Origin of the sequence: Streptomyces sp. NPDC059989 (genome assembly GCF_042736975.1) — a bacterium.
Taxonomy (GTDB): domain Bacteria; phylum Actinomycetota; class Actinomycetes; order Streptomycetales; family Streptomycetaceae; genus Streptomyces.
The window spans coordinates 21,156-30,093 of the sequence record NZ_JBHWUO010000019.1 but is presented as its reverse complement, the minus strand read 5'-3'; the positions used below and the strand labels follow the sequence as shown (position 1 = coordinate 30,093).

Genomic DNA, 8,938 nt, shown 5'->3' with positions numbered 1-8,938 from the left:
CGAAGACTCCGACGCGGAGCCGGAAGCCTTGGCAGCGCGGGGCGCGGCAGTGCGCTCCGAGTCAGCGCGCTCCTCGACCGGCGCGTCCGACACCGAAGCGGAATCCTTGGGGATACGGAACGCGGCGGTGCGGTCCGAAGCGACGGGCCCGTCGGCCGGAGAGTCCGACGCGGAGTCGGAAGCCTTGGCGAGGCCGGGCTCCTCAGCCGGAGCAACCGACGCAGCAGCGGAATCCGTGGCGGCGCGGACGGGGTCTTCGACCGGCGCATCCGACACGGAAGCGGAATCCTTGGGGATGCGGAACACGGCGGTGCGGTCGCTGTCGGCAGACGCTGCTGCGTCCGTGGAGGCGGCATCCGAAGCCGCAGGCTCGGCGGGCGAATCCACCCGTCCGGAGGACCCGGCGGGGTCGCGGACGGCCTTGAACACCGTCGTCCTGGCACCCGGCGCCGGCTCCCGCTCCTCCTCGGAGTCAGAACCGGAATCGGAATCGGAACCGTCGGCCGTGGCGACCCACGCCGCCACCGCGTCCCGCAGCGGATCCCGCTTCCCGGCAGCAGCCGCGTCGGCACCAGCACCGGCACTTGAGTCGGCATCGGCATCGGCATCGGTCTGCGCAGCAGCAGAGCCACCGACAGCGGCAGTGCCGACGCCATCGGCATCAACACCGGCCCGCACAGCGGCACCGGCACCGGCACCGGCACCGGCATCCGTAGCGCCGACGCCGGCGGCATCGGCATCACCGGCCTGCACAGCGCCAGCGCCACCGGCATCACCGGCCCGCCCAGCGCCAGCGCCACCGGCCGGGTCCCTGGGCCGGAACACCGACAGCCTCGGGTCGCGCTCCTCGGAGGACTCCGCAGCCCCCGGCGCTCCTTCATCTACCGACTTGTCGGGGGACTCGCCCGCCACCAGTTCCTCCTCCATCGCCGCCACGTCCGGCTGTCCGAATGTCTAACAGTGTCCCGTCTAGGGGGCATCGCCCACGTGCTAGACGAGAACGACATAGCTGCGGGTTCCCCCACAAAGCGGCCACGCGCTCTCGACAGATGAATGTGAGAGGCGTCACCCTGTCACTCATCCACGCGGGGAGGCATGGATGGGCAGGAGCCGCAGAACAATTCCGGAGGAGCTTCTGCTGCTCGCCTTGGACCCGGCCACGGGTACCACGGCGCAGCCGCAGTCGCTCGACCTCGGCCTGGCCGGGGCACAGCTAGTGGAGCTGGCTCTGGCAGGACGGATAGCCCCTGACGGGGATCGTATCGCCGTGGTGATGCCACGGCCGACAGGAGATCCGACTCTGGACTCCGCACTGGAACTGCTGCGCAGGCGCGGCAGCCCGGTACGGGCAGTCCACTGGATCGGCGGACCCCGGCTGGGGCTCCGCCAGATTTACCTGGCTCATCTGGAGCGCTGCGGCATGGTTCACGCCGTCGCGGGACAGATGTGCGGGGTGTTGCCGACGACTCGCTACCAGGCGACGGACACGGCGATCAGCCGGGAGATCCGTGCCCGGCTCGACAGTGCGATCCGCACCGGCGTACCGCCGGACCCGCGGACCGCGGCGCTCGCCGCACTGGCCCACGCGGTCGGACTCGGCAAGCACCTGTACCCCGGCAACGAGGGGCGGTCGTCCAGATCCCGGCTGCGGGACCTGATCCGGCACGACCCGATGGGCGGACTCGTGGCGCACGCCGTGATGGACGTCCAGAACGGTGTGGCCGCACAGCCGCGCCGTGACCGCGCTCCGGCACCGCCGGCCGCCCGGGCCACGGCGGGCAGCGTCCCGCTGCAGCCGCGCCGGACCGGTGCGATGGCCCGCGCGGCCGCGCACTGATCCATCCGCTTCACCGGATCGACCCGATTCACCTGCTCCATCGCAACGCCAACGCACTATCGAACGCAACGCCAACGCCGTGACCGACGTCCGCAAAGACCCGGTTCGGGGGCCGCCAGCGCGCGGGGTGGCGAGGCCGGTCCGCCGGCCCCGCCACCCCGCGCGTCTGTTTTTCCGGGCCGTTCCCCAGCGCCGCCGGGCGCTTCGGTGGCAGTCTGCTCAACATCAGACACGCAGAGAGACAGCAACAGAAGGCGGAGGTGCCGTTCACGTGGCGTCCAATGTCAATCCCACCGTCCGACGCCGCCGACTGGGCATGGAGTTGCGCAAGCTCCGCGAAGACAAGGGCATGACGGCCGAGCAGGTCGCCGAGCGCCTCCTCGTCTCCCAGTCCAAGATCAGCCGGCTGGAGAACGGCCGCCGCTCCATCAGCCAGCGCGACGTCCGTGACCTGTGCGAGGTGTACGAGGTGGAGGACCCCCGGCTCGTGGACTCGCTCATGCAGATGGCGAAGGACTCCCGCCAGCAGGGCTGGTGGCACGCCTTCGGCGACATCCCGTACAGCGTCTACATCGGCCTGGAGACGGACGCGGCCAGCCTGCGCACGTACGAGCCCCTCGTGATCCCGGGACTGCTGCAGACCACGGAGTACGCCCAGTCCCTCGTCCGCGGTGCGTGGCCGGAGACCGCGCCGGCCGACGTCGAGAAACGCGTCCAGGTGCGGATGCACCGGCAGAAACGGCTCTCCGCAACGGACAACAACAATCCGGAGCTCGGGCCGCTGCGCCTGTGGGCGGTCATCGACGAGGCCGCACTGCGCCGGGAGGTGGGCGACGCGCAGCTGATGATCCGGCAGCTGGAGTACCTGATAGAGCAATCGGAACAGCCGCACGTCACGGTGCAGGTGATGCCCTTCTCGCTGGGCGCGCACCCGGGCGTCAACGGCCAGTACGCCATCCTGGAATTCCCGGACGCGTCGGACTCGACCGTGGTCTACATCGAGGGCGTGACGAGCGACCTGTACCTGGAGAAGGCCAACGACGTGCAGAAGTACAGCGTGATGTACGAGCACCTGCGCGCCCAGGCCCTGAATGTGGACCAGACACAGCAGTTCATCTCCGGGATCATCGACCAATATGCGGGCAAGGCGAAATAAATCCGTAGAAACCGGGGATTTGCCCGGGACGCGGCGGGCCGGGGCGGCACCGTACACCGTCACTCCCCGGCCACAGAAGGCCTGAATGGAATATGCCACTCGGTCGGGTGAATGGTCCCTTCACCCATCAGGAGCTGCGGGTAGCGTCGATCACGTCAGCCGGAGAAGTGGCCGACACGCCAACGGAACTACTCGCTGAACCGGAGAGAAACATGGCTATTCGCCAGGGCGCCACGGACAACTGGACCAAGTCCTCGTATTCCGCCAACGGTGCCTGCGTCGAGGTCAAGTCCCCCGTCATGGAGGCCATCGCGGTGCGCGACTCGAAGGTGCAGGACGGCCCGTCCCTCACCTTCGCGCCCGGCTCCTGGACCTCGTTCGTCGCCGATGTCACCGAGGGGCGGCTGGGGCGGCTCGCCTGAACGTCACTGCAGGTGTCCGTCCCAACCGCCTCAACCGTCCCACCAGTTCGATCAGCACTACTGGTACCACTGTAGGAGCCCTCTCGACCGGCCCGCCGTCCTGGCCGAGGGGGCTCGGCCATGTCCGGCTCCTGCCGCCGCCTACCGGAGTTGGTCGACGTAGCGGTCGGTCCCCGGCACCGTGGGGATGAACGGTGCCACCAGCTCCACCCGCCCCAGCCCCGCCTCCGCGACCTCCGCGTCCAGCCCCTGGAAGCGGTCCCAGCAGGTCCGGGGGTCCTCCTCCAGGAACCAGAGCAGGGTGAGCCGGGTGTCGACCCCCTCGACCTGCTTGACGTACGTCATCCGGTCGCCGGGCAGCGGTGTCGGCCGGAAGACCGTCACCATCGCGGCCGGGGAGCCGTGCAGCCGCTTCGGCAGGGCGCGTGCGCGCAGCCACTCCAGCAGTTCGGCCCGCTGCTCGGGGCCGTCGGCGTCGACGACCTGGACGACGAGCCCGGCGTACGGGTGGTCGAGGGCGTGGAAGTCCCGGGGGCCGGCGGCGCCGTCGCGGTAGACGGTGGCCTCGTGGTCCTGGAAGGCCGTGAAGACGTGCGTGCGGTCCTGGTAGACGCGGCCGTCGCGGTTCAGGCGCTTGTTGATGCCGACGGTCCACTTCATGTGCTCGTCGTAGCGGCCCTCGGTGACCCAGTACGTGGAGATGTAGCAGCCGGCGGTGACGGGCTGGGCGACGGCCGACTTCTCGGGGTAGCGCAGCTCCTGGAGCTCGCGGGTGGCCACCCAGCGGCGGCCGGCGTACATCCAGGGCATGGCCATGGCGCCGGCGTAGTAGTGGTCGTCCTCGTACCAGCGGTTGTACGCGTACTCGTGGCCCGGGTGGGGTTCCACCATGGTGATCAGCGCGTGGCCGGGGCGGACGCCGTAGGGGCCGACGGCCGCGAGTTCGGCGTAGTCGTCCGCTCGGGTGTCGTCCTGCTGCCGGCTGCGGTCCTGCCTCTGACTGCGGTCCTGCTCTCGTTCGGTCATGGGAACGGTGTAGCTGATGCCGCGTCAGATCGGGAGGGGGCGGGGGCGGTTCGCCTCCGGCACCGTTGCCGGCGTTCACCATGTGACATATAGATGCCGTCTGCATCTTTCTGGCGCTACGATGCGCGCACCCGACTCCCGAGGAGCCCCCGTGCCTGCTGCCGCTGCCGCCGTCGCCGCCATCGCCGCCTCCCCGCCGCCCGCGTTCGCCGCCCGTGCCGCCGCGGTGGGGGGTTCTCCCGTACGCGAGATCCTCGCGCTCACCGAACGCCCCGGGGTGATCTCCTTCGCCGGCGGGCTCCCCGCGCCCGAGCTCTTCGACACCGAGGGGCTGCGGGCCGCGTACGACGCCGCCTTCGCGGCGTCCGCGCGGCGGGCGCTGCAGTACTCCACCACCGAGGGGGCGCCCGAGCTGCGCGCCGCCGTCGCGGAACGGGCGTCGGCGCGGGGCCTGGCCACGGGCGCCGATGACGTCCTCATCACCTCCGGCTCGCAGCAGGCCCTCACGCTCATCACGGCCACCCTGGTCGAGCCGGGGGACGTGGTCCTGGTCGAGAACCCCACCTACCTGGCCGCCTTGCAATGCTTCGGCCTGGCGGGGGCCCGGGTGATGGCCGTCCCCTGCGACGAGCAGGGGATCCTCCCGGACGCCCTGGCCGACATCGTCGCGCGGGAACGCCCCAAGCTGCTCTACACGATCCCCACCTTCCAGAACCCGACGGGACGCACCCTGCCGGCGGACCGCCGGGCGGCGATCGCGCAGACGGCGGCGCGGCTCGGGCTGTGGCTGGTCGAGGACGATCCGTACGGGGACCTGCGCTACGAGGGTGACCGCGTGCCGTGGCTCGCCGAGCATCCGGGGGCGGAGGACCGCACGGTGCTGCTCGGCAGCTTCTCGAAGGTCATGGCGCCGGGGCTGCGGCTGGGCTGGCTGCGGGCGCCCGCGGCGCTGCGGCGGGCGGCGGTGGTCGCGAAGCAGGCCGCCGACCTGCACACCTCGACGGTGGACCAGCTGGCCGCCGCTCACTACCTGGCCGCGGTGGACCTGGACGCCCACGTCGCGGTGGTCCGCGCGGCCTACCGGGCCCGGCGCGACGCCCTGCTGGCGGGCCTGTGCGAAGCCCTTCCCGCGGGCTCCGAGTGGAACCGCCCGGAGGGCGGCATGTTCGTCTGGGCCCGCCTCCCGGAGGGCCACGACGCGACGGCCCTCCTCACCTCGGCCATCACCCACGACGTGGCCTTCGTCCCGGGCTCCCCGTTCTTCACGGGGACGCCGGATCCCCGCACCCTCCGGCTGTCTTTCACGACGCACACGCCGGAGGAGATCGGGGAGGGGCTGCGGCGGTTGGGGATGGCGGTGTTCAGCGGAGGGTGAGCGGGGTCTCGGACTCGACCCGGGTCAGTTTTTCCGGGTTGCGGACGTAGTAGAGGCCGGTGATGTGGGCGTCCTCGACGGTGATGGCCATGATGCCGTCGAGCTCGCCGTCCAGGTGTACGAGGAGGGCCGGGCTGCCGTTGACCACCGTGGGCGCGAGGGTGAAGGGGAGGTTGTTCTTGCCGAGGCCGCCGATCACGAAGCGGGCCACCTTGTCGGCGCCGAGGATCGGGCGCACCGCGGCCTGCTTGATGCCGCCGCCGTCGCCCACCAGGACGACGTCCGGGGCGAGCACGTCGAGGAGGCCCTGGAGGTCGCCGGTTTCGAGTACGTGCCGGAACGACTCCAGAGCCGCCCGTGTCTCGCTCGCGGAGACCACCGTGCGGGGGCGGCGGGCATCGACGTGCTGGCGGGCCCGGTGCGCTATCTGGCGGACGGCCGCGGGGGTCTTGTCGACCGCGGCCGCGATCTCCTCGTAGCCGACGTCGAAGGCCTCGCGCAGCACGAAGACGGCGCGTTCGGTCGGTGACAGCGTTTCGAGGACGAGCATCATCGCCATCGACACGCTCTCGGCGAGCTCGACTTCCTCGGCCACGTCCGGCGCGGTGAGCAGCGGCTCGGGCAGCCAGGGGCCGACGTACGCCTCCTTGCGGCGCTGCATCGTGCGCAGCCGGTTGAGGGACTGCCGGGTCGTGATGCGGACCAGGTAGGCGCGCTGGTCGTTCACCTGCGCGAGGTCGACCTTGGCCCATCGCAGCCAGGTTTCCTGGAGGACGTCCTCGGCGTCGGCCGCCGATCCGAGCATCTCGTAGGCGACGGTGAAGAGGAGGTTGCGGTGGGCGGTGAAGGTTTCGGTCGCCTCGTTGCTCATGTCTCGTTGCCCTTCCGTCGCGGTCGGCCCTGGACGGCCATTTGATCATTCGGTGTGGGCGAGTGCGGGGCTCGGCCCGCCCGCCTGGAGGAGCTGCCGGCGGGTGTCGCCTCCGGACATGCGGTGCAGGCGGTACCCGCCGGGGTTGTGGGCCTCGTCGGCCAGGTGCTTGACGACGCCCTTGCAGACGGTCTCCTTGAGCTTCGCGCCCAGCCGGCCGTCGATGTTGAACCACACCGCGACGTCGGCGCGGGTGGCGAACTGGAAGATGCCGGTGCGCCGGCCCAGGCTGATGCACTGGGCGGCGAAGGACTGGTTGAGGGTGTCGGGCCGTTCGCCGGCGATCCGGCTGAGCACCGTGTCGGCGGCCCGCGCGCCCATGGGCATCGCGGCCTGGCAGCTCATGCGCAGCGGCAGGCCCGACGGTGCCGCCGAGTCGCCGGCCGCGACGATGCGTACGTCGTCCACGCTGGTCAGCGTCTCGTCGGTGAGCAGGCGGCCCTGGGCGTCGGTGGTCAGGCCGCTGCGCACGGCCAGGTCCGGCACGCCGAAGCCGACGGTCCAGATGGTGACGTGGCTCGGCAGCTCGCGGCCGTCGCTGAGCTCCACGGTGTCGCGGGTCACTGCCGTGACCTTGGTGTCGGGGCCGTCGAGGACGGTGACGCCGAGCTTGGCCAGGGTCTTGGCGACCGAGCGCCTGCCCCGGGCGTGGAGGTAGGGGCCGAGGACCCCGCCGCAGACCAGGGTCACGGCGCGGCCGGCCTCGGCCAGTTCGGCGGCGGTCTCGATGCCGGTCGGGCCGGCGCCGACCACCGTGACCGCGGCCGTTGCGGGCGCGCTGTCGAGGATCGGCCGCAGCCGCGTCGCCTCCTCGAAGGTGGCGAGGGGGTGGGCGAATTCGGCCGCCCCCGGGACCTGCGGGTCGGCGCTGCCGCTGCCCACCGCGTAGATCAGGTGGTCGTAGGTGAGCGTGCCGCCCGACCGGAGCATCAGGCCGGCTTCGGGCGCGTCGATCCGGTCAACGGTGTCGACCAGGAGCCGGACGCTTTCGGCCAGGACCTCCCGGTAGTCGACGACAGCGGCGTCGGTTCCGCCCACCAGCTGGTGCAGGCGGATCCGGTGGACGAAGTCCGGGCGCGGGTTGACGAGCGTCACCGTCACGTCGTCGCGCTGGGCCAGGCGGTTGGCGGCCATGACTCCGGCGTATCCGCCGCCGATCACGATTACTTCGGTGTTCTCGGTCATCGTGCTCTCCTTCGGAAGGGGTTCGGCCTCAAGACACCGGGGGGTGGGCCGTTGTGACAGGGTGTGAGGCAGGTCACTTCGCCGCCTCCGGCATCGGCGGTCGCCCCCCGGGGCGCCGCGGGCCTTCACAAGGCTTCGCCGCTCCTCTAGCCTGACGGGCCGTCAGATACAGCGCCCGCCTGGAGGCTCGTCATGCTGCTTCAAGGGAAGACCGTCATCGTCTCCGGCGTCGGGGCCGGCCTCGGGCACCAGGTGGCCGCGGCCGTGGTGCGGGACGGGGGCAACGCCGTGCTCGGGGCGCGGACCGAGGCCAATGTGGCCAAGGCCGCCGCCGAGATCGATCCCGACGGGGCGCACACCGCGTACCTGCCCACCGACATCGGTGACGAGGCCCAGTGCCGGGCACTCGCCGCGCTGGCCGTCGAGCGGTTCGGCGGGGTCGACGCCGTCGTGCACGTCGCCGCCTGGGACTCGTACTTCGGCGGGATCGAGGACGCCGACTTCGGGACCTGGCAGCAGATCATCGACGTGAATCTGTTGGGGACCCTGCGGATGACCCGCGCCTGTCTGCCCGCCCTCAAGGAGCACGGCGGGGCCGTCGTCATCATCGGGACGCAGTCCGCCATCGCCGCGCCCAACGAGGTGCAGCAGGCCGCCTACGCCGCCTCCAAGGGGGCCCTGACCTCGGCCATGTACTCCATGGCCCGCGAGCTCGGCCCGCACCGGATCCGGGTCAACACCGTGCTGCCCGGCTGGATGTGGGGGCCGCCGGTGCAGGCCTTCGTCACCTTCACCGCGCACACGGAGGGCGTGAGCGAGGACGAGGTGCACGGGCGGCTGACGCAGCGCATGGCGCTGCCCGACCTCGCCACCGACGGGGACGTGGCCGACGCCGCCGTGTTCCTCTCCTCCGACCGGGCGCGGGCGATAACCGGCCAGTCGCTGCTGGTCAACGCCGGTGAGGTGATGCGGTGACCCTCCCCGTGCCCGTACGGGCGGATCGTAT

At 71.4% G+C, this 8,938-nt stretch carries 8 protein-coding genes and 1 pseudogene; 5 read left to right on the top strand and 4 right to left on the bottom strand.

Annotated features, from left to right (window positions below; genetic code table 11):
- A pseudogene (locus ACFWBN_RS18755) lies at nt 1-927 on the bottom strand (hypothetical protein); the annotation flags it as partial.
- A 172-nt stretch (nt 928-1,099) separates the two neighbouring features.
- Here ACFWBN_RS18755 and ACFWBN_RS18750 point away from each other — a divergent pair.
- The 3 genes from ACFWBN_RS18750 to ACFWBN_RS18740 all read left to right on the top strand — a co-directional run bounded on the left by ACFWBN_RS18750 (nt 1,100) and on the right by ACFWBN_RS18740 (nt 3,415).
- Nucleotides 1,100-1,837, top strand: a complete 738-nt coding sequence (locus ACFWBN_RS18750; protein ID WP_382649795.1) for a GPP34 family phosphoprotein — start codon at nt 1,100-1,102, stop codon at nt 1,835-1,837.
- A gap of 271 nt (nt 1,838-2,108) precedes the next feature.
- Nucleotides 2,109-2,993 (top strand): helix-turn-helix domain-containing protein, encoded by an 885-nt coding sequence (locus tag ACFWBN_RS18745; RefSeq protein WP_385177971.1) that lies wholly within the window; start codon nt 2,109-2,111, stop codon nt 2,991-2,993.
- A gap of 212 nt (nt 2,994-3,205) precedes the next feature.
- A complete protein-coding gene (locus ACFWBN_RS18740; protein ID WP_385177969.1) occupies nt 3,206-3,415 on the top strand; it encodes a DUF397 domain-containing protein in 210 nt (69 codons plus the stop codon).
- Nucleotides 3,416-3,556: 141 nt separating this feature from the next.
- On the opposite strand, the gene ACFWBN_RS18735 is transcribed toward ACFWBN_RS18740, so the two are convergent.
- Nucleotides 3,557-4,441 carry a hypothetical protein gene (locus ACFWBN_RS18735; RefSeq protein ID WP_385177967.1) on the bottom strand — a complete coding sequence of 295 codons (885 nt, stop codon included), beginning with the start codon at nt 4,439-4,441 and terminating at the stop codon, nt 3,557-3,559.
- 121 nt (nt 4,442-4,562) lie between these two features.
- On the opposite strand from ACFWBN_RS18735, the gene ACFWBN_RS18730 reads away from it, so the two are divergent.
- Nucleotides 4,563-5,816 carry a PLP-dependent aminotransferase family protein gene (locus ACFWBN_RS18730; protein ID WP_385177964.1) on the top strand — a complete coding sequence of 418 codons (1,254 nt, stop codon included), beginning with the start codon at nt 4,563-4,565 and terminating at the stop codon, nt 5,814-5,816.
- Here the strand turns inward: ACFWBN_RS18730 and ACFWBN_RS18725 are convergent.
- Together ACFWBN_RS18725 and ACFWBN_RS18720 are read right to left on the bottom strand one after the other, a co-directional pair.
- Nucleotides 5,803-6,687, bottom strand: coding sequence for an RNA polymerase sigma-70 factor (locus ACFWBN_RS18725; protein ID WP_385177962.1), 885 nt, complete (start codon nt 6,685-6,687; stop codon nt 5,803-5,805). The two genes, ACFWBN_RS18730 and ACFWBN_RS18725, sit on opposite strands and share 14 nt — an antisense overlap.
- A 45-nt stretch (nt 6,688-6,732) precedes the next feature.
- Nucleotides 6,733-7,932, bottom strand: a complete 1,200-nt coding sequence (locus tag ACFWBN_RS18720) for an NAD(P)/FAD-dependent oxidoreductase (RefSeq protein WP_385177960.1) — start codon at nt 7,930-7,932, stop codon at nt 6,733-6,735.
- 192 nt (nt 7,933-8,124) lie between these two features.
- On the opposite strand from ACFWBN_RS18720, the gene ACFWBN_RS18715 reads away from it, so the two are divergent.
- A complete protein-coding gene (locus ACFWBN_RS18715) occupies nt 8,125-8,907 on the top strand; it encodes an SDR family oxidoreductase (RefSeq protein WP_385177957.1) in 783 nt (260 codons plus the stop codon).
- Nucleotides 8,908-8,938: the final 31 nt, after the last annotated feature.

Coding starts and splice junctions, on each gene's coding strand:
- ACFWBN_RS18750 (WP_382649795.1), top strand. CDS start 1,100: ATGGGCAGGAGCCGCAGAACAATTCCGGAGGAGCTTCTGCTGCTCGCC.
- ACFWBN_RS18740 (WP_385177969.1), top strand. CDS start 3,206: ATGGCTATTCGCCAGGGCGCCACGGACAACTGGACCAAGTCCTCGTAT.
- ACFWBN_RS18735 (WP_385177967.1), bottom strand. CDS start 4,441: ATGACCGAACGAGAGCAGGACCGCAGTCAGAGGCAGGACCGCAGCCGG.
- ACFWBN_RS18730 (WP_385177964.1), top strand. CDS start 4,563: ATGCGCGCACCCGACTCCCGAGGAGCCCCCGTGCCTGCTGCCGCTGCC.
- ACFWBN_RS18725 (WP_385177962.1), bottom strand. CDS start 6,687: ATGAGCAACGAGGCGACCGAAACCTTCACCGCCCACCGCAACCTCCTC.
- ACFWBN_RS18720 (WP_385177960.1), bottom strand. CDS start 7,932: ATGACCGAGAACACCGAAGTAATCGTGATCGGCGGCGGATACGCCGGA.
- ACFWBN_RS18715 (WP_385177957.1), top strand. CDS start 8,125: ATGCTGCTTCAAGGGAAGACCGTCATCGTCTCCGGCGTCGGGGCCGGC.